We start from the raw sequence: 19,319 nt of genomic DNA, 5'->3' as shown, positions 1-19,319 counted from the left end.
TCCTAATCGAGTGCTTGGATGATTTTGCGTAAGGTGCCAAAGGCAAAATCAATGTGCGATTTTTCAATAATCAAAGGCGGCGACAACGCAATGGTATCGCCTGTGGTGCGGATCAAAAGTCCGGCTTCATAAGCTTGCATAAAGGCACTGAACGCCCGTTTGGTTGGCGCACCGGCAATAGGCTCAAGTTCGATGCCGGCGATCAATCCTAGATTGCGCACGTCTTTCACCAGCGGTAGATCCGCCAATGAATGGGCAGCATCTTGCCAATAATCGGCCAGCTCGGCGGCGCGGGTTAACAATCCTTCTTCTTCGTAGGTGTCTAAGGTCGCCAGCGCGGTGGCGCATGCCATGGGATTACCCGAAAAGGTATATCCGTGAAAGAACTCCACCATGTTGTCGGGGCCTTGCATAAAGGCATCATAAATTTTGTCTTGGGCGAACACCGCGCCCATGGGAATGACCCCGTTGGTAAGGGCTTTAGCGGTGGTGACGAGGTCGGCTTCTACATCAAAATAGTTAGATGCAAAAGGTGTCCCTAAACGACCAAAGCCGGTGATCACTTCATCAAAAATCAACAAAATACCGTGTTGGTCACAAATTTTGCGTAGACGTTGTAAATAGCCTTTTGGAGGCAGTATTACCCCTGCCGAACCTGCCAGCGGTTCGACAATGACCGCAGCGATAGTAGAGGGGTCGTGCAGCTCACACATGCGGATTAAATCATCAGCCAATTCTTCGCCATGCTGTGGCTGACCTTTGGAAAAGCGGTTTTCTTCGATGCCATGAGTGTGCCTCAGGTGATCCACGCCTGCTACCAAATTACCAAACATTTTACGATTGGCGGGCATACCACCTACCGACATACCGCCAAAGTTGACGCCGTGATAGCCCTTTTCACGTCCAATCAGACGGGTACGATGCCCTTCGCCTCTGGCACGATGATAGGCAATCGCCATTTTTAGCGCGGTTTCACAAGACTCCGAACCAGAGTTGGTAAAAAACACCTTGTTCAAGTTACCTGGCATCATCTTGGCCAGACGACTGGCTAGCTCAAATTGCTTGGGATGGCCCATCTGAAAGGCCGGGGCGTAATCCAATTCAGCGGCTTGCTTTTGAATCGCCTCGACAATGCGCGGTCGATTATGACCAGCATTACAACACCATAAGCCGGCAATGCCGTCGAGCAATTGGCGGCCATCAGATAGGGTAAAGTGCATACGGTCCGCACCCACCACTAAGCGCGGATTTGACTTGAATTGACGATTAGCAGTAAAGGGCATCCAGTAGGCTTGCATATCGTGTTCGCTTAAACCGGCATTGTTACTCATAACGGCTGACTCCTTCACTTATTTGCTATTGTGACTACCCAATGGGTTTTTGGGGTGCTCTGGCCAAGTCATCACTGGCTGGTTGTTGTCTACCGGCACCATGTCGATGCAATCGGGTACTGGGCACACATGAGCGCACAGATTACAGCCAACACAGTCTTCATCGATCACAGTGAAACGACGGCTACCATCTTCTTTGACTTCAAAACTAATCGCTTGGTGTGAGGTATCTTCACAGGCGATATGACAGCGACCACATTCAATACACTTGTCTTCTTTGATGAAGGCTTTGGTATCGAAGTTCATATTAAGGGCATTCCAATCCACGGTATTGGCTACCGCTTTACCACGAAAATCTTCTAAAGACGCATAGCCCTTATCATCTAAAAACTGCTCAAGGCCAGCGATCATGTCATCGACAATACGGAAACCATACAGCATGGCAGCGGTACACACCTGAACGGCATTGGCACCAAGGGCGATAAATTCAGCCGCATCGCGCCAGGTTTCAATCCCGCCGATGGCGGAGATATGCAAGTCTTTGGTGGCGGGATTACGGGCGATTTCGGCTACCATGTTAAGGGCGATGGGTTTTACTGCAGTACCGCAATAGCCGCCGTGAGTGCCTTTGCCATCGACGATAGGATTAGGTGCCATTTGATCAAGATCTACCGACACAATGGAGTTAACGGTGTTGATCAGAGATACCGCATGGGCACCGCCTTTCATTGCCGCTTCTGCCGCCCACACTATGTTGGTAATGTTTGGTGTTAATTTGGTAAACACGGGGATATCGACCACTTCACGAACCCAGCGCGTGGTTTGTTCAACCATTTCAGGAACTTGTCCAATGGCCGAGCCCATGCCACGCTCACACATACCGTGTGGACAACCAAGATTCAACTCAATCCCATGTACACCAGAGGCGGCTATCTTGATGGCTAATTCTTTCCAAGCGCGCTCTTCTATGGGGGCCATCATCGAGCCAATAATGACTCTATCGGGCCACTCCTTGCGACACCGTCTTATTTCTTCTAAATTCGTTTCCAGTGGACGATCGGAAATCAGCTCGATGTTGTTAATGCCCACTACGTTACGCGAACGATCATGGTGCACACCATAACGACTGGACACATTGATAACCGGTGGATCTTCACCCAAGGTTTTCCATACCACGCCGCCCCATCCGGCTTCGAAGGCTCTAACAACGTTGTAATATTTATCAGTGGGAGGGGCAGAGGCCAGCCAAAATGGGTTGATACTGTCGATCCCGGCAATGTTGCAGGCTAGTTTACTCATCTTAAAAAATCTCCGTTACATCAATACCAAATAACACACGACCCATAGCGTGAGCAGCGCGTTTGCCGTCCTCGACCGCCTGTACTGTTAAATCTTCACCACTGGCGATGCAGTCGCCACCGGCAAACACGTTTTTCAGGTTGGTTTGAAAATGTTCGTTAATGACGATTTTGCCATTAGCTAACGTCAGCCCAGTAAGGGCATCTGTATTCATCGATTGACCAATAGCTTTGTAGACTCGGTCTACCTCTATTTCAAAGGTGTCGCCCGTGCCGACCAATCGCCCTTGCTCTAGATGGGTATCTTCAAAGGTGATCGTCTCCACCTTATTCGTACCGTGCAGCTGAATCGGTTTTGCCCAGCACTGAATAGTGACGCCATTTTTACGCGCTAATTCTATTTCCCAGTCGGTAGCGCTCATGTGCTCTTCACCACGTCGATAGACCAAGGTGACCTGCTCAGCGCCTAAACGCTTGGCTTGCACCGCAGCATCAATGGCTGTGTTGCCTCCCCCGATCACCACAACACTGTCACCGGCGTCAAGCTGGTTTAAGTCTTTCGCTTGGCGAATATCTTCAATAAAGTCAATGGCATCCACTACGCCATTTAATGACTCATTTTCAAGACCCAATTGATTGGAATTACTCAGGCCAATGGCAAGAAACACCGCATCATATTGTTGTTGTAAGTCGGCTAATTGGATTTCTTGACCTAGGCGCTGTTGATGACGCATTTCGATACCACCAATGCCGAGTAAAAACTCGACTTCTTTCTGGGCAAAATCATCGACCATTTTATACGCAGCTAAGCCATATTCATTTAACCCACCGGCCTTTTCGCGGCCATCAAAAACAGTAACAGTATGACCAATGAGCGCGGCACGGTGCGCACAAGATAATCCGGCGGGACCGGCACCGACAACCGCAATGCGCTTGTCTGTTTCAGGTGCTCGAACGAAAGGGTGCGGCTCATCAGATAAAACTAAATCATCCACTGCAAACCGTTGTAACAAACCGATTTCGACTGGCTTACCTTGGTCGTGATTACGCACGCACGCACGTTCACACAACACTTCGGTGGGGCAGGCTCTGGCGCAAGTCCCCCCCATGATATTTTCTTGCAGAATTGTTTTGGCCGCACCTGTGATATTGTCGGTACGAATTTGATGAATAAAAGTAGGGATATCAATTCCTGTTGGACAGGCTTTTATGCAGGGTGCATCGTAACAGTAGGTACAACGCGCAGCTTCAGTGATGGCTTGAAGTCGATTTAAGGGTTTATGCAAGTCTGTAAAATTATCATTTTTATTTGGATTGATCTTAGTCGCGCCAGATGTCATTTTTACCACCTTTGGGACACAGTCACTTGTCTGTGAGACAACTGTCTGATGTCAGTTTTGAAGCAGTCTTTCAAATAGTAATTACCTCACTCTCCCAGAATGGGTGCAGAAATTTTTATTACAGAGAAAACGCTGCTGGAACATTTGTTTCACCAATGTTGCATAAATGTAAATGAAGTGCAAAAGAAAAAGCGCGTTGAGTTAACAAAATTAATTCACGGATAAGTTTACTCTAACCCCAATTATCTCTTACTCTGTCTCTCTTGTTTTGAAATAGGATGTTGTCCGATGGTTCTCAGAATATATATTTTGTCGTTTATGATTATCCTTGGCGGTAGTAAGGCCAATTTAGTCTTTGCTGCTGGCAGTTCCGCTAAAGCAACGATACTGAGCCAAGATGCTCGTTTGGCACAATTTTTTGAGGATATTTTCCAGCGAAATATTGCTAACAGCCCAGACAGACAAACCAGCTTAGGGTTAAAGACTGAGCGTCAAGGCCTGTGGACGGATATATCAGATGATTACAGTAAGGCTCGCACCGAAGAGGTGAAACAGGATTTGGCCCGTTTAGAAGCTGAATTTGATTACGCTAAATTGAGTCCAGACAGTCAGCTTAGTTACGACATATTTAAGTTTAAGCTGCAACAAGCGATCGAAAACGCGCGTTTTTTGCGCCATTTATACGTACTCGACCAATTTCAGGGGCAATTCACTTATTCACTGACACTGCTGCAGAACAATCACAAAATAGATTCAGTTCAAGACGCGCAAGACTATATTTCTCGTATCATCGGCATAGAAGATCGTTTAGCGGAGATGGTTAAGCAATCTCAAGATCGTGCCAATTATGGCGTGATTGCTCCCCAATTTGCCTTCCCAGCTATGATCGCCGACATTCAAAGTATTATTGAACAAGTGCCGATCAAAGCCGATTTTGCCGACAAAGTGGCAGCGCTTAATATATCTGCTGCGGAAAAAAAGGGGCTGATCGACAACGCCAATAAAGCCATCGAAGGTCCGTTCAAACGCGGATATATTGCACTTCTCAACGAGGTGAAAAGACTGGCTAAACTACAAAAAGCCACTCAAGGTGTGTGGGCATTACCAGAGGGCGAAGCTTTCTATCAAAACCGGATTAAAAATTACACCAACCTAGATATGACAGCAGATCAGATCCACGAGTTCGGTAAAGCAGATGTGGCGCGTATCCATGCCGAGATGCGCCAAATCATGCAAAAAGTCGGATTTAAAGGGAGCTTACAAGCGTTCTTTGAATTTGTACGTACCGATCCGAATAACTTTTATCCCAATAGTGAAGCAGGGCAAGAAGCCTTTCTCGCCGATGCGCGTGCGCAAACGGCCGCTATCTTCAAAGTGGCTCCTAAATTCTTTAACAAACTGCCTAAAGCCGAGTTAGAAGTGCGTAAAGTCGAAGCATGGCGTGAGAATTCAACTAGCATTGCGTTTTACAATAGACCGTCAATGGATGGCACACGTCCAGGTATTTACTATGCGAATTTGGCCGATATGACCGGCGTTCAAAAATACGTGTTTACTGCTATTACCTATCATGAAGGTGTGCCGGGACATCATTTCCAACTTGCTCTTGCCCAAGAGCTCGAAGGCTTATCTAATTTCCGTAAATTTGGCGGCGGCAATGCCTTTGTTGAAGGCTGGGCGCTGTACGCCGAGAAACTGGCTAAGGAAATGGGTTTTTATCAAGATCCGATGCAAGACTTTGGTCGCCTGCAAGACGAAATCTGGCGCTCAGTGAGACTGGTAACCGACACCGGTATTCATGCTAAAAAATGGACGCGCCAACAAGCGATTGATTACTTCGTAAAAAACACGCCGTTATCGCCACAAGATATAGAAACCGAAGTTGAACGTTATTTCGTGCTGCCAGGACAGGCTTTAGGTTACAAAATGGGTATGACTAAGATCCTTGAGTTACGTCAACGAGCCGAGAATGCGCTCGGTGATACCTTTGATATCCGCGCATTCCACGATGTGATCATTGGCCAAGGCGCAATGCCCCTGCCGATACTAGAACAGCAAGTGGATCGCTACATTGAATCCAATAAAATCTAAGCGAGATGCTCTGACGATACCGTCAGAGTAGCTTTCTATGTTGTTAACTAAACGGGGCTTGCAGAGTGTAATTAAATAGTCTGAGAATCACTTTGAGCTTTCTCGTCTAGCAGTGCTTTGTTTTTATATTTATCCAGCATATTGCCTGTGGTTGCCCACACCATCAGTCCAGACCAAGCAATAATAGAAAAGCCAGCGGGCACACAGGCAACTAGGATTAGCTTAAAGTGTTTGCGATTAAACATTAATGCCAGCGCTGCAGGTAAAAACCAAACGGCAAATAACGCGGTGCCTAATATAATCCACTGTAAAACATTCATATTCTCAAAATAGCTTAATAGATTTTCCATGACGTGCTCCTGTTTTTTGTTGGTAATGAGTTGCTTGTTTTTATTAGTCACAGAAGCTTGGAGTTTATTACAAATTATTTTTATAAGGTCAGTTTGTGATGACTTCAGAGTATTAGATTGAGGGTAAGGACACGACAGAGACTTTTGCATTTTGCGAGTTTGAGGGGGATTGGTTGCAGGTGAAAATTAGCGGTTTAATTTCGAGTTCTTTGTAACAGTTACCAAGCGATTGAACACTGGTCGAAATCGCTGACCAGTGCTCATAATCATTTGATTATAGGTCCCTCTACCCTGCATTTATTCCACACGAGCCCACAAGTCATAACTGGTTTTTTCAAAATGAGACGTCCAGCGTTCAAGGACTTTTTTGGCCTCTTCTTCGCTACCGAGATGCTTAGTCATCACATCCGTAAAGGTGGTTTCTGGGGGGGCCATTGCAGCCCAGTTTTCGTAAGGAACGGCCAGCATCAGCATACTTTCTCCACTGACAGATTTTGCCCATTCCCAATTAAATGGCCATTTTTGAGCTTTGGCGGCATCACTTAAGGTTTTCTTGTCCTTCTCCATTGCTTGCCAGTGGCCCATTTTGACTTTGTAATTGGTAACCCCAACAAAGCGAAATTTGACTTCTGGTCCCCAATGACTGTTTTCGGTATCAACCACTGACAGATAATGACCGTAGTTAGCGACAAATTGATGAACATCGGTGTTCCATTTTTGTTGCATGTTGTGCTCAGTTCGCCAGGCTTGATATGAGTCCATATCGGGCCAACTAAATCCAAATGATCGCACTGCTATCATGTTTAAGTGATTGCCAAAGACAGGAGTGTACATATGCCAGTCTCTTGGATTGTCGAGCTTACGGCTGTCTGCGTCGTATTTCTTCATCGCTTCCATTAAACTTGGAGCCTGTCCATCTTTGGCGGTCATAACCCACATTTCAGCTAACATCTGAGGAGAATGATTATCAGCCATCGCGAAAGGGGAGGTTAACAGTAGACTTGCGAGCAGAGGCATTATTAGTCGGCTAAATTGCTTATTATTCATGTTAATGTCCTTTTAAGTATTTTAAAAACCACAAGGGTTTAATACGCCAATAACCAAGCGACAAAAATCTAGCTATTACTAAACTCACATATTCATGGTGTAAGCAGTTTAGTCGAACATTACAGTAATTGCGTATGTTTACCGTAATCAACGTAATCAAGACACCCACTTCAAAAATAGAACGTAATCAAGACACCCACTTCAAAAATAGCAAAACTCTAGTCCAGTTTTACTGAGACACCCACATTAAAAATGGCGAAACGGCCATTTTGTTCTAAGTTTAGGGTAACCAAACAACCAAGGATGGTCTGTTATGCCCCAACCACGTAAAAACCAAATCAGTTTAATTGACACCCCTTACTACCACTGTGTTTCACGCTGTGTTCGTCGCTCTTTTTTGTGTGGTGAAGATTCTTTCACGGGACAAAGCTTTGAACATCGCCGGGGGTGGGTAGAGAAACGTTTGTTATTTTTAGCGTCAGTGTTCGCCATTGATATTTGTGCGTATGCGGTGATGAGTAATCATACCCATGTGGTGCTGTGTGTGGATAAAGACTCCGCGGATAGCTGGTCGATGACTGAGGTGATTAGGCGTTGGCATCAGCTGTATCAAGGCACCTTGTTGAGTCAACAATATCACAAAGGCGAGCCGCTCAGTGACGCTGAGCTTGTGAGTCTGGAGCAAACGGTCACTATTTACCGTCAACGTTTATATGACATCAGTTGGCTGATGCGCAATCTGAACGAGCACATCGCCCGTGAGGCGAACAAAGAAGATGAATGTACGGGGCGATTTTGGGAAGGACGCTTTAAATCTCAAGCCTTGTTAGATGAAAGTGCGCTGATAGCCTGTATGGCCTATGTCGACTTAAACCCTATTCGAGCCAACATGGACAGCGCTCCTGAAACCTCAAGACACACCAGTATTCAAAGGCGTATCCATGCGCTTATCAAGGGTGAACAGCCCCGCACATTAATGCGCTTTGTAGGCAACCACAAAAAAGACATGCCCAAAGGTATCGCGTATAGCCTAATTGATTACTGTGAGCTGATTGAGAGCACGGGCAAGTGTATTCGTCAGGATAAAGCCGGTCATATCAAGCCGCAACACAGCTCCATTCTAAACAGTCTTGGTCTTAATGCAGAGCAGTGGTTAACCCTAACGACCGAGTTTGAACAACACTTTTACACCGCCGTAGGTAGTGAACACATGCTTCAACAATTCAAACAGCACACAAAGCATCAACGCATACGAGGGATGGTAAAGGCCAGAGCCTTATTGCAACACGCTTAGAAACAATCCACTCCCAAATAAACCCTCATCAACCCAAAGTTGCTAAATCCGGCTGCCTGTTATTTGAGAAATAAGCCGATTTTCAGCATACACCTCAACCAAAATACAAAAGCAGCCAATTTAATCGCGTTTTGAGACTAAAAAAAGTCACGAATTTTTATGAAGCTGGCTAACATCCAAGAATATTTTAAAAATGAGTGTCTCTATTTATATTGTTTGTTTCTTTTTTAAATATGGGTGTCTCTATTTTGCTAATGAAATAGGCTGTATTTTACATTACAATCCGCGGCCTTGTTTTCAACTAACTGACAAATTAAATGGCGGCAATTGGCATAGACTACGGGACATCAAATTCCGAAGTCGTTTATTTTGATGGGCAGCAACATCACTACATCAAACTCGACCCAGATCTAGATGGGGCGAATAAGATCCGCTCGTCCGTTTTTATCTATTATCAGGACGATCTTCCTGTGCCTCCTGCACCAGTGGTTGAAGCTAAAGTAGCACAAATTCAACGTGCTATTACTGAACAAATTGAAAAAGCTAAGCACGGCTATTACGACGCTCAAGATCCTCGAGAGCAACGGCTGTATAGTGACCGAATTGATGAGCTAAGAGGCGAGCTGCATAATCGCCCAGCACTCCAGCGACGAGCTATCCAATTGTTGCTCAAAGATATGACAGTGCAAGATTTGCCTTTGCATCAATTAGTTGAAACAGGTCAGTTTGCCTTTGGTGAAGAGGGCTTTAAGCGTTATCTGAAAACACCTGATAAAGGCCGCTTAATATACTCTCCGAAAAATTTTCTGGGCGCGAACTTAGTAGCAGGTCAACAACAAGCCTTTGTTGGCATGATTGCTAAGCAATTAGAGTTTTTCCGCCTCAGTGCCGAAAAACAACTGCAGCAAAACGTTGATATCGCAGTGATTGGTCGGCCGGTTAAGTTTCACGGTACACGAGGCGAAGCCGGTAATAATCAAGCGGTAGAAATTATGACCCAAGCGGCCCAAATGGCAGGCTTCAATAAGGTTGAGTTTCTAGAGGAACCGATTGCTGCAGCCTATAAAATTGAACGAAAATTAACTAAACATACCAATGTTTTAGTGGTCGATATAGGGGGCGGCACTACCGATATTTGTTGTATTAAGTTATCTCCTGAAAAACTGGCAAACCTGGATCGTCAGCAAGATGTTTTGTCCGTCACGGGCGCGCGGTTAGGTGGCATGGAGTGCGATAAAAATCTGATCGTCAAATCGATTGCTGAAACCATGGGGCAGGGTTTGCTAATGCAAAATGGCTTACCAGTGCCGCCAACTTATTTCTCAGACATGTGTGCGGTGGACGATATCCCCAAATTAAATCGGTTTTTCTCAGAAGAGTATGGCCTCGATATTTTACAAACCATGTCGATCGTCAAAGATCCCAGCTTGTTAAAGCGCTTACTTACTGTACAAGAAGAGAAACTCTCTGCGAGGTTAGTTAATTCGTCGCGTTTAGCTAAGGAATTACTCTCTTCTAAAACCGAAATTACGCTGCCTTTGCATTACATAGAAGCTGATTACGATGTCAATCTCACCCTTAACGATTTGAACCGTTCAATGCAGTCTTGGTTGCGTAAAGTCAAACGCTTAGTCACTGAGTGTCTGGACAAAAGCCTTGAGCCACCGGAGGTGTTATTTATTACCGGAGGTATGAGTTTGTCGCCTATAGTAAAACAAGAATTGCAAGAGGTCATGCTGCCGCATTTACCCGTGATGGAAGGGGATGCGTTTAACTCTGTATGTGAAGGTTTAGCCATTCAAGCGGCGAAGTTGGCGAAAGAAAAAGCTAGTTAAGCTGTTAAATGTGGCAACCATGTGTTCTTTGGTAGTAACTTGCAAATAGGCATTAAGTTGATTAGTTTGAGCTTACCGCTTATTTGCTAAGAACCGATTAACATGAAGTCTCCAACCTTACTCGCATTGCTTGCTGGCTTAATTATCAGTGGTTGCTCATCAGCGCCAAAACACAGTATAAACAAACTAGCCGATGCAGATTTTAATGATCATCACGCGACAGGAATTCTCGCTCAACCCTTGCCTGTTGTGGTGAATGCGCTGCAAAACGGAGACATCACCGCTGAGCAATTGGTACAACTTTATTTGGCTCGTATCCAAGACATTGATAAGAATGGGCCAAAACTGCAATCAATTCTAACCCTCAATCCAGACGCGTTAAACCAAGCAAAATTGAGCGATCAACAACGTTTAAAAGGTGACGTAAAAGGGCCATTGCACGGTGTGCCTATTTTGCTCAAAGATAATATAGAATCCAAAGACAACATGCCGACTACGGCCGGCGCATTGGCGCTCAAAAACAATGCCACTGGTCGTGATAGTCCGCTAGTTGCAGGTCTTAGAAACCAAGGCGCCATCATTTTAGGTAAAACTAATCTCAGCCAATGGGCTAATTTTCGTTCTGAAGACTCACTCAGCGGTTGGAGTGTATTAGGTGGGCAGGTTCGTAACCCGCATATGCTTGATCGCAACCCTTGTGGCTCCAGCTCAGGTTCAGGCGCCGCAACCGCAGCCTCATTGGCCGCTGCAACTGTAGGAACGGAAACTAACGGCTCAGTAATCTGTCCAGCCAATGCGAATGGTGTCGTTGGTTTTAAGCCAACCGTTGGCATAGTGCCTCAGCAATATATTATTCCTATTTCGGCATCACAGGATACCGCTGGGCCGATGACTAAAACGGTAATGGGCACAGCGCTGATGATGAATGCCATGGCCACTACCACGCCTGATATCGACTATACCGCTGGACTGACATTAGATGCGTTGGCCGGCGTTAGAGTGGGCGTATTGAATTTCGCCAAAGGAAATTCTGCAGGCATTCGGGCTCGCTTTACAACCGCACTAGAGGACTTAGAGAAAGCAGGCGCTATATTGGTTCATATTGAAAAGCGTCCTGCCCAGCCTGATAACTTAGGCAAACTGGCCTACGACATTTTAAAATTTGAGTTCAAAGATGGCCTGAATAACTACCTTGCGTCTACTTCTCCAACTATGGTGACAACGCGCTCACTCGAACAATTAATCGCCTTCAATCAAGCTCATCAAGATATAGAGCTGGCGCTATTTGACCAAAGTATACTGGAGGCATCACAAAAAATGGGCACTTTGGATAGCCAAGAATATCAAAGCGCAATTGAAGTCGTTCAGCGTGCTAGTCGTCAAGATGGCATAGATAAACTGCTGCAACAATACCAGGTCGATGTGTTGGTGGCACCCTCGGGGTTGACCGTTCCTCGTATTGATCCTATTAACGGTGATGTGTGGCCAAATGGCTGGCCTGGGTATGGCTCGCACGCAGCGCGTGCTGGATACCCTCATGCAACCGTACCTATGGGGGCCGTTAATCACTTGTCAGTGGGGATGTCTTTTATTGGTACACAAAATTCGGATGCGCAGATTTTAGCTTACGCCTTCGCTTATGAGCAACACTCACAACGAAGACTTGAACCTAGGTACTTGTCTAACGCTGAGGCAATCCCTGCGGTTGCCAGAGCCATGGCGCCGTATGAAGTGCCTCAAAAAAGTCATTAATTGCTAATTAACGAGCATGACTTGAGCTTTGGATTGAAAAACGATTGGTATCTAAAGTCAGTTTTTTAAGACATTTTTAAAACGATATTCTGAGATTGGCTATTAGTGGTGATCATAACTCAACACCCTGGCTAAACGCCATTCTCCGTCTTGTAGTAACCACAAATGGGTGAAACGCGCTGGAAGCTCAACGACTACAGGTTCTCCTGATGGCGCGAAATTATGCTCACCGATCTGAATAGCACCGTATAGCTCACCTTGATCGTACATGGGAAATACCTTTAATGATCCACTCACTAAATGACGGGCGATTTTATTTTGGCCTGTTTGGCACAAGCCATTTTTTAGCGTATTCAAGAAAGCCGCTTTGCCCTTATCAACCCCGCCTTGATCATGGTAAAACTCAAGATCATCACTGATGAGTGACGCGGTTATTGACAAGTCACATTGATTGAATCCTTGCTTAAACAGCGCTTGGTCTTTTAGCTCGAGTACTTTAAATAGCACCTCTGACTCGCTCACCTGGGCCATTATTGCGGAAGAAAAAACGAAACCAAGACCAAAAACAAGCTGGTTAAAACGTATCATTTTGGAACACCTGATCTTTATCTGAGTTAATCATAATAAGCCTTTTGGAAATTCATGTTGCTGCTTAAATGTAACCAATTGAAACGGGCGACACGTAAAGCGTCATAGTTATGAATAAATTACCCACAACGATGTAAATTTGATAATTAAGATCTATTAAGAAAATGGGTGAACCATTGAATTTAGTGGCTTAGAAGCTGGCATGGAACTTGATATGTGTTGTAGAGACAACAACATGAATGAAGTAGCAAGGAGAAAATATGCGAGTTGTTTACACCTTTATTAGTTCACCGGTATTCAAAACGTTGTTGATGATCATGTTAAGTATCATCATGACAGCTTGTGCAACGGTCGCCCCCACACCCTATTCTCAAGCCGAAGACTATGGAAAACTAGGTTACGCAAACAAAAAGTTATCGAATGATCAATATCAGGTCATTTTTACGGGTAACAATAATACCGATGTGCAAAAAGCCAAAGATTACGCACTGTTGCATGCTGCCAATCTCACCCTCGAAAAAGGTTTCGCCTGGTTTGAGATTATCGATAGTGATGCCGACCAAGAAACGAAAACAGTGACAAGAGTAAGCCCAACTCCGGTAGTTGCCAGAGAAACCACCTCCACTTGTGGCCTATTAGGCTGCACCATCAGCAATGCCAGTACCTATCAAGGGAGTACAACAACCACACAAGTAGTGGCCGATAAAGTTGTGGCTACTTTGTTGATTAAAATGGGCAAAAATAATCCTGAAAACCCCAATAAAGTATTCGATGCCAAAGCGTTATCAACTAACTTGAGTCGGTCAATCTAGACGTGTTCAGCATCCTGTGTTGCGACTAGGTAATATCAATGGTCAGCGGCACGTATGGCAAAGATAATCGCTTTAAATAGTCAATTAACAAAACGATCAATTTGGTCGTTTTGTCGTATATACCTGCTGATTTAACCAAAAGACTTTGCGTTACTGCAGTGCATTATGTTGTGCTGGAAAGTCTGAGTAAACTACAGGAGGTTGCATGAGGTTGTTAGCGCTTATCGTCATCACTACGATATTTTTGAGTGCATGCTCGAACAATAACTGGCGCAATTCCAGCCGCGAACCAGCCGGAATCGCTGTCGATCCGACAAAATTCAAAGACGCCGTTATTGAGGTCTACGCTGCGGATGCCTTTAGCTGGCGTGGCTGGTTTGCTGTACACTCGTGGTTGGCAGTTAAACCTCAGGATGCCGCGCAATATACTGTCTATGAAGTGGTTGGTTGGCGCGTAAAGCGGGGCCTGCCAGCGCTAAGAGAATATTCCACGGATACGCCAGATACATATTGGTACGGAGCTAAACCTGAAAAAGTGTTATCAATATCGGGAGATAAAGCCAATCAGCTCATCCCAAAAATAACCGCAGTAATTTCACGATATCCTTGGTCAAATGAGTACAGAGTTTTTCCGGGGCCTAATAGCAATACTTTTCCAGCTTGGGTTGGATTGCAAGTGCCGGAGCTAGAACTAAATCTGCCGTTTCGCGCTATCGGCAGTGGTTATGCCAATGCTGATAAAAATAAAGAGCCTGACATAAGTGCACAGGCCAACATAGATTGAGAAGACTGTTTCAAATCGAACAGCACAGTAAATTCAGGTAATTTTTTCTGTGAAGGTTTATGCTAGTACTATTGGCTCATCAAGGATACACACTATGAAATCTCATTTGTTTTTTGGTCTAGTTGTTGGCTTAGTAACTACACTTCCTACATCGCATACTTTGGCACAAACGCCAGTGCAAGCCAGTGATTTGGTCGATATGTTTGAAAAGCTGAGTGGTAAATATCCGGGGCATCGAAAAGCCCATGCTCGCGGTTTGTGTGCCCAAGGCACATTTACACCGGCTAATCCCGATGCATTTAAAGGTGCTAAATTACTATCCAGTGGTGAACTTCCTGTTTCCTTAAGGTTTTCAGTAGGAGGAGGAAATCCGGACGCCGACGAGCGAACTGCGGGAACGCGAGGTGCAGGTATCCAAATAAAATTGCCCGACGGCAGTGTGCATGTGTTTACCGGTAATAACTTTCCGGTATTTGCAGGTAAAAATCCTGATGTCTTTCATGGTTTCTTATCCACTTTATTGCCGGATGAAAACGGCCAGCGAGATCCTCAGAAAACCGCCACTTACATCGCATCACATCCCAGTATTCAGCCTCATATCGCTTGGCAGCAATCCGCTAAGACGGCTGCATCATATGCCAATACCGAATTCTTCGGGCTGCATACTTTTTACTTTGATAGAGAAACAGATAAGCCGACTAAATTTCGCTGGCATCTTGAGCCCAACTTAGGCGTTGAAACCTTAAGCAAAGAAGGAGTAGCGGAAAAGCCCGCAGATTTTCTAAATTCACGATTTAGTCAACAATTGGCAGAGAAGACCATCAGTTACACACTGCGAGCAACACTGGGAGAGCCACAAGATAGCGACATCGACCCGTCCAATCAGTGGCCCAAAGAACGCCCTCAAGTCACGCTAGGTGTTATCACTGTGACTCAAGCTGGTGGCGAGGCGTGCAAGAATGTTAACTTTGACCCCAATATGCTTTCGTCCGGGTTCACACCCAGTGATGATCCCGTATTAAAGATGCGATCGGCAGCTTATGCCATTTCATTTGGTAAACGTTTAAGTAATCAATAATGAACTAGCGATCGCTGAGTATTTTGCTGAGGTGTGAGCTACGGCTCGCATATTTGTAATGCCTAAGATTGATCCAGATTGAATATCGCCCGTAAACTTGGTATTGAATTCATGAAGCATCTAGGTAACTTTCATCGCGGTATGGTTCAAAACTGAAAACACACTCAATCTCAACATTCACTGACAACGGTTAATCCATGAAAACAATTTTAATTACAGGTTGCGGCAGACGCCTCGGCTTTGGTTTGGTACAAAACTATCTTAGTAAAGGCGATACCGTATTTGCCGTAACGCGCACGATTAACGATGGACTAGCCCAACTGCGACAGCAGTACCCTGACAAGCTCAAGGTGATTGAATGTGGTGAATACAATGCCGCGGGCGGTATGAAAACCATTGAGTCTATCGCTGATGCTGACATCGATATTGTGATCAATAATGCGTCCCTGTACGAGGACGACGAACGGCAATTGGGAGCAATCGCGGATAAATTTCAGCGCTTTTTTGAAGTGCACATGCTTTTCCCCACCGTAATAAACGAGTGGTTTGGACAAAAGTACGCACTTTCAAGCGAGGTGGGTGCCAAAAACGTGATTAATATCACCGATATTTTCGCTGACAATCCGTCACAAGCCAGTTCACACTATTGTTCAACTAAAGCGGGCCTTGAAAGCTTAACCAAGTCGTTAGCTAAAAAATATGCGCCGCAATTGAGAGTGAATAGTGTTCAACCAGGACCCGTTAAGTTCTTACCTTCGCATAGCGAAGCCTCAATTAAAAAGGTCCTCAGCGAAACGCTATTAGCCTCAGAGGGCGGTTTTGAATGCTTGATCGACACAATCGAATTCATCGTCAACAATCACTATTTGACCGGTGTCAGCATTAAGGTCGATGGTGGTAGGTCGATCAATCGAGGGTAGTCCGAAGGACGATAAGGTTACCTGTTTTTTGGGATTGCCAAATACCACAGAATTCACATAAGGCTCGTCAGTCAGTAAGGTGCTTAACTCCACTGGGGTTGCTGAGCTAAACATAATATCGATATCCGCCGGCCGGTCCTTTTTAGAGCACAGAGGATCGGCTCTGTCTCTGCCCATGTTAATTTCAATCTGATTGGTCATCGCCTTAACCTGAGCTTGGCTCAAACTGGTATTGATAACACAAATAGAATTAAGAAATTGATTACCACTATTAATATCCACTGGAGCAGTTTCTACAAAAGGAAACAACTGAATAGTGCCAAATTCCATGATCAGCGAACGGACCATCGCAACTGCATTGGCTTTGGGATTCATGTTGGTCCCGAGGGACAAAAAATATAGCATTATCTGAGCAGTTTCCGTATGTATGCGCCGACGAATACCGTGATGAGTATCACCCCTATGACTGATTCTAAGGTAACTAGATTGGACAAGAGTCCATCAGGTTGATAATCGTCCCACTTTCCGAAGAAAGAACTAATGAAACTCTGTGTACTGAGGGACAGTGCCTTTAAGATCATAATTTTTTCATCAATTACACTAAATATAGCACCGAAAAGCAGAATTAATATGCCACACGAAACACCAATGTTGGACAGTCTGACCCCCCATCCAAAAGCTCCGCCGAATAAAGCTCGGACGGCGACTTTGTTTTGATAACACTGACGCATATGAAAATACGCCATGTCTTCCAACTCCATTCGGCCAGAATCTGCTAACCAGTTTTTCAGTGCGCAATATTGGTCACCCAACTCCTCTTTATTGCTATGTTGCAATAGACTAAATTCTTTTGGGCTGAATATTCTAAAAGGGGCGTAGCGAGTCAGAAAATCAGCTGGTGAAATCAGCACGCGAGATGCGGTAAAGCGACGAATATCTAACTTTGAGTGCTGGCAATAATCGTTGTTTTCAAGATAGGTGTTTTCACTTACCGCGGAGCCATTTAAGGAAAGCGCGCCGCTAAACTGATTATCTTGGATTTTCAGATGTCGACCAATGCTGCAGTCTGTCAATTGGATACCAGCGCTGTTAACGCATGGTGTATGACCAACGTCATTGCTTTGAAGCACCATATCGGTTTCGACATTGACATTGTGTAAGCTCAGTAATTCTGCGCTAAGGTCAATGCACTCAAAGCGTTCGGCTTTCAAGTTGCGTATTTGAATTGTTCCGAGAGTCTTAAAGCCATTTAATCGCAGCGGTGAGCTAATGTGAGTTCGATTAGCGTTTTCAAACTCGTATAATTCCACACCAATTTGAATATGACCAATGGTCGATTCGACGCCGCACTCTTCATCCGCGTCCTGGTGCCCCAAAATTTGTATTTCGTTTTGAAATGAGCCACCGATAGAAAGGGTATTTTCGATCACCATTTCATTGAGCCAAAATAGATCCTGGCCTCCTGCTACCCCCAGATCTAAAAACACATTTTGAGCGTGGATCCCTCGAAATGAAGCTCCGCCTGTACCAGTAAAATTGGATGATTCCAAATGAACATCACCTAATATCGAAGACTCTTTTAAACTAAAGTGCTGTTTAAACGTGCAATTGGGCAGCCAGACATCACCATAGATTTTAGTGTGCAACAAACGAAAATTTTGCTTAAAGGTGCAATCTAAAAAAGCAAGAGAGTCTTTGAATACATGGCCTTCTAGTTCAATTTCAGAAAATTCACACTCAATAAAAACCGCCTTGTGATTAGCCTTAGAGGTAAGTTCTAAAAGGTCTTTTTGGTCAAAGCATTGATGTCGATAAATGGTAAATTCCGTGGCTTGAAATGAAGCCGCTGGCATCAGCGCTAAAGACTCGAAACCAAGGCCTCGCCTTATCTTCGCTTTATTAGGTGGAGATAACTCTGCTTGCACAAATTGATCTGCTTCAAGCATTCTAAATCCGTGTTTCTTGAGTACATGCCAGTATACAAATGAAAGCGCGCCAGATGGGTCTATGAATATTGAAAAACGATGGTTCTTTTTATCGAAATAGATATTTTGAAACGGCTTCATAAATTAATCGTTTGTCCTTGATATGCGAATCCTTTGAAATACTTTTCGACTTTTTCCAAGTGCGCTTGCCAATTATCCTCATAACTCATTAAAAAGAGTTTACGGCGCACAGACTCAGGGTAATCCTGAATAAGTGAATCTAAGGTTGCATGCACCGGATTCCAGTCTGTCAATGTGACATCGTGAAAGCCAATATCAAATTGTAAGTCGGTTATGACATCAGCGATGCTGGTGGTATCTGACGAATAAAATAAACGATTATTGAGTAGTATACCATGGGTCGTTTTACTTGGAGTATGAGCGACTTCAAAGGTGTTAATTCGTAGTTTATCAATGCAAATAGTGTCATTTTCAACGAATTTCACGTCAAACCAATCATCCATGGAATTAATGCCATCGCTGTCTCTACCTAGTGAGCCTGCTAAGGTTTGGTCCCATAACTCATGTTTGATTTCCTCATGCAAATACAGGGTTACTTTCTTGTTGTATTTGAATTTGGATTCATAAGCAAGACGCTCAAGGCCAAACACATGGTCTCCGTGAACATGCGTAATAAATACTGAATCAATGTCTGCAAACGTCAATTTCTGCGCTGCTAATGCGTGCTTAATCGTGTGTCCACAATCAATAAGCATGGTGTGGTTCGTACTGCGGATCATGGCGTTATTATTAAAGTGTTCAAGCGACTCAGAGTGGCCACAACCCAATACTGTAAAGGATACGTCTGACATCT

17 protein-coding genes are annotated in these 19,319 nt (G+C 44.7%); 8 read left to right on the top strand and 9 right to left on the bottom strand.

What is annotated here, in order from left to right; genetic code table 11:
* Positions 1 to 2: 2 nt before the first annotated feature.
* From aptA to ABD036_RS15510, 3 genes are read right to left on the bottom strand one after another with little or no spacing between them, the layout of a single operon-like run.
* A complete protein-coding gene (aptA, locus tag ABD036_RS15520) occupies positions 3 to 1,331 on the bottom strand; it encodes an omega-aminotransferase AptA (protein ID WP_343861538.1) in 1,329 nt (442 codons plus the stop codon).
* A gap of 18 nt (positions 1,332 to 1,349) precedes the next feature.
* Entirely contained in the window at positions 1,350 to 2,630 is a 1,281-nt protein-coding gene (preA, locus tag ABD036_RS15515) for an NAD-dependent dihydropyrimidine dehydrogenase subunit PreA (protein ID WP_343861536.1), read from the bottom strand.
* A gap of 1 nt (position 2,631) precedes the next feature.
* On the bottom strand, positions 2,632 to 3,969 hold the full coding sequence (locus ABD036_RS15510; protein ID WP_343861534.1) for an NAD(P)-dependent oxidoreductase: 1,338 nt from the start codon (positions 3,967 to 3,969) through the stop codon (positions 2,632 to 2,634).
* A 288-nt stretch (positions 3,970 to 4,257) separates the two neighbouring features.
* On the opposite strand from ABD036_RS15510, the gene ABD036_RS15505 reads away from it, so the two are divergent.
* Complete coding sequence (locus tag ABD036_RS15505) at positions 4,258 to 6,060, top strand: DUF885 domain-containing protein (RefSeq protein ID WP_343861533.1); 1,803 nt, start codon at positions 4,258 to 4,260, stop codon at positions 6,058 to 6,060.
* Positions 6,061 to 6,131: 71 nt separating this feature from the next.
* Here ABD036_RS15505 and ABD036_RS15500 read toward each other — a convergent pair whose 3' ends face one another.
* Both ABD036_RS15500 and ABD036_RS15495 read right to left on the bottom strand, forming a co-directional pair.
* On the bottom strand, positions 6,132 to 6,410 hold the full coding sequence (locus tag ABD036_RS15500; RefSeq protein ID WP_343861532.1) for a superinfection immunity protein: 279 nt from the start codon (positions 6,408 to 6,410) through the stop codon (positions 6,132 to 6,134).
* A 297-nt stretch (positions 6,411 to 6,707) separates the two neighbouring features.
* A complete protein-coding gene (locus ABD036_RS15495; RefSeq protein ID WP_343861530.1) occupies positions 6,708 to 7,457 on the bottom strand; it encodes a hypothetical protein in 750 nt (249 codons plus the stop codon).
* Positions 7,458 to 7,770: 313 nt separating this feature from the next.
* Between ABD036_RS15495 and ABD036_RS15490 the strand changes: the two genes are divergently transcribed.
* The 3 genes from ABD036_RS15490 (at position 7,771) to ABD036_RS15480 (ending at position 12,338) form a co-directional block, all read left to right on the top strand.
* Positions 7,771 to 8,751 carry a transposase gene (locus ABD036_RS15490; protein ID WP_343861528.1) on the top strand — a complete coding sequence of 327 codons (981 nt, stop codon included), beginning with the start codon at positions 7,771 to 7,773 and terminating at the stop codon, positions 8,749 to 8,751.
* Positions 8,752 to 9,068: 317 nt separating this feature from the next.
* Positions 9,069 to 10,586 carry an Hsp70 family protein gene (locus ABD036_RS15485; protein WP_343861526.1) on the top strand — a complete coding sequence of 506 codons (1,518 nt, stop codon included), beginning with the start codon at positions 9,069 to 9,071 and terminating at the stop codon, positions 10,584 to 10,586.
* Positions 10,587 to 10,688: 102 nt separating this feature from the next.
* Positions 10,689 to 12,338, top strand: coding sequence for an amidase (locus ABD036_RS15480; RefSeq protein ID WP_343861524.1), 1,650 nt, complete (start codon positions 10,689 to 10,691; stop codon positions 12,336 to 12,338).
* Positions 12,339 to 12,440: 102 nt separating this feature from the next.
* On the opposite strand, the gene ABD036_RS15475 is transcribed toward ABD036_RS15480, so the two are convergent.
* Complete coding sequence (locus ABD036_RS15475; protein WP_343861522.1) at positions 12,441 to 12,926, bottom strand: nuclear transport factor 2 family protein; 486 nt, start codon at positions 12,924 to 12,926, stop codon at positions 12,441 to 12,443.
* Positions 12,927 to 13,186: 260 nt separating this feature from the next.
* On the opposite strand from ABD036_RS15475, the gene ABD036_RS15470 reads away from it, so the two are divergent.
* The 4 genes from ABD036_RS15470 (at position 13,187) to ABD036_RS15455 (ending at position 16,520) form a co-directional block, all read left to right on the top strand.
* Positions 13,187 to 13,738 (top strand): CC0125/CC1285 family lipoprotein, encoded by a 552-nt coding sequence (locus tag ABD036_RS15470; RefSeq protein ID WP_343861520.1) that lies wholly within the window; start codon positions 13,187 to 13,189, stop codon positions 13,736 to 13,738.
* Between the two features lie 205 nt (positions 13,739 to 13,943).
* Entirely contained in the window at positions 13,944 to 14,522 is a 579-nt protein-coding gene (locus tag ABD036_RS15465) for a DUF3750 domain-containing protein (protein ID WP_343861518.1), read from the top strand.
* A gap of 94 nt (positions 14,523 to 14,616) precedes the next feature.
* Positions 14,617 to 15,600, top strand: a complete 984-nt coding sequence (locus tag ABD036_RS15460) for a catalase family peroxidase (protein WP_343861516.1) — start codon at positions 14,617 to 14,619, stop codon at positions 15,598 to 15,600.
* 197 nt (positions 15,601 to 15,797) lie between these two features.
* On the top strand, positions 15,798 to 16,520 hold the full coding sequence (locus ABD036_RS15455; RefSeq protein WP_343861514.1) for an SDR family NAD(P)-dependent oxidoreductase: 723 nt from the start codon (positions 15,798 to 15,800) through the stop codon (positions 16,518 to 16,520).
* Here the strand turns inward: ABD036_RS15455 and ABD036_RS15450 are convergent.
* Genes ABD036_RS15450 through ABD036_RS15440 form a run of 3 tightly spaced genes read right to left on the bottom strand, consistent with a single transcriptional unit; the run spans position 16,407 to position 19,317 of the window.
* Positions 16,407 to 16,925, bottom strand: a complete 519-nt coding sequence (locus ABD036_RS15450) for a 2-amino-4-hydroxy-6-hydroxymethyldihydropteridine diphosphokinase (protein WP_343861512.1) — start codon at positions 16,923 to 16,925, stop codon at positions 16,407 to 16,409. The genes ABD036_RS15455 and ABD036_RS15450 overlap by 114 nt on opposite strands.
* Positions 16,925 to 18,586 carry a hypothetical protein gene (locus tag ABD036_RS15445; protein ID WP_343861511.1) on the bottom strand — a complete coding sequence of 554 codons (1,662 nt, stop codon included), beginning with the start codon at positions 18,584 to 18,586 and terminating at the stop codon, positions 16,925 to 16,927. The genes ABD036_RS15450 and ABD036_RS15445 overlap by 1 nt, the downstream gene beginning before the upstream one ends.
* Positions 18,583 to 19,317, bottom strand: coding sequence for an MBL fold metallo-hydrolase (locus ABD036_RS15440; RefSeq protein WP_343861510.1), 735 nt, complete (start codon positions 19,315 to 19,317; stop codon positions 18,583 to 18,585). Before ABD036_RS15440 ends, ABD036_RS15445 begins: the two co-directional genes overlap by 4 nt.
* Positions 19,318 to 19,319: the final 2 nt, after the last annotated feature.

This window comes from Aliiglaciecola litoralis (assembly GCF_039523355.1).
GTDB classification, from domain to species: Bacteria; Pseudomonadota; Gammaproteobacteria; order Enterobacterales; family Alteromonadaceae; genus Aliiglaciecola; species Aliiglaciecola litoralis.
Note: the sequence above shows the minus strand (reverse complement) of the source record. Positions and strands in the feature narration are given on the sequence as shown.

What these genes read in the sequence shown, in the direction of transcription:
- aptA (WP_343861538.1), bottom strand. Translation starts at nt 1,331, where the DNA reads ATGAGTAACAATGCCGGTTTAAGCGAACACGATATGCAAGCCTACTGG.
- preA (WP_343861536.1), bottom strand. Translation starts at nt 2,630, where the DNA reads ATGAGTAAACTAGCCTGCAACATTGCCGGGATCGACAGTATCAACCCA.
- ABD036_RS15510 (WP_343861534.1), bottom strand. Translation starts at nt 3,969, where the DNA reads ATGACATCTGGCGCGACTAAGATCAATCCAAATAAAAATGATAATTTT.
- ABD036_RS15505 (WP_343861533.1), top strand. Translation starts at nt 4,258, where the DNA reads ATGGTTCTCAGAATATATATTTTGTCGTTTATGATTATCCTTGGCGGT.
- ABD036_RS15500 (WP_343861532.1), bottom strand. Translation starts at nt 6,410, where the DNA reads ATGGAAAATCTATTAAGCTATTTTGAGAATATGAATGTTTTACAGTGG.
- ABD036_RS15495 (WP_343861530.1), bottom strand. Translation starts at nt 7,457, where the DNA reads ATGAATAATAAGCAATTTAGCCGACTAATAATGCCTCTGCTCGCAAGT.
- ABD036_RS15490 (WP_343861528.1), top strand. Translation starts at nt 7,771, where the DNA reads ATGCCCCAACCACGTAAAAACCAAATCAGTTTAATTGACACCCCTTAC.
- ABD036_RS15485 (WP_343861526.1), top strand. Translation starts at nt 9,069, where the DNA reads ATGGCGGCAATTGGCATAGACTACGGGACATCAAATTCCGAAGTCGTT.
- ABD036_RS15480 (WP_343861524.1), top strand. Translation starts at nt 10,689, where the DNA reads ATGAAGTCTCCAACCTTACTCGCATTGCTTGCTGGCTTAATTATCAGT.
- ABD036_RS15475 (WP_343861522.1), bottom strand. Translation starts at nt 12,926, where the DNA reads ATGATACGTTTTAACCAGCTTGTTTTTGGTCTTGGTTTCGTTTTTTCT.
- ABD036_RS15470 (WP_343861520.1), top strand. Translation starts at nt 13,187, where the DNA reads ATGCGAGTTGTTTACACCTTTATTAGTTCACCGGTATTCAAAACGTTG.
- ABD036_RS15465 (WP_343861518.1), top strand. Translation starts at nt 13,944, where the DNA reads ATGAGGTTGTTAGCGCTTATCGTCATCACTACGATATTTTTGAGTGCA.
- ABD036_RS15460 (WP_343861516.1), top strand. Translation starts at nt 14,617, where the DNA reads ATGAAATCTCATTTGTTTTTTGGTCTAGTTGTTGGCTTAGTAACTACA.
- ABD036_RS15455 (WP_343861514.1), top strand. Translation starts at nt 15,798, where the DNA reads ATGAAAACAATTTTAATTACAGGTTGCGGCAGACGCCTCGGCTTTGGT.
- ABD036_RS15450 (WP_343861512.1), bottom strand. Translation starts at nt 16,925, where the DNA reads ATGCTATATTTTTTGTCCCTCGGGACCAACATGAATCCCAAAGCCAAT.
- ABD036_RS15445 (WP_343861511.1), bottom strand. Translation starts at nt 18,586, where the DNA reads ATGAAGCCGTTTCAAAATATCTATTTCGATAAAAAGAACCATCGTTTT.
- ABD036_RS15440 (WP_343861510.1), bottom strand. Translation starts at nt 19,317, where the DNA reads ATGTCAGACGTATCCTTTACAGTATTGGGTTGTGGCCACTCTGAGTCG.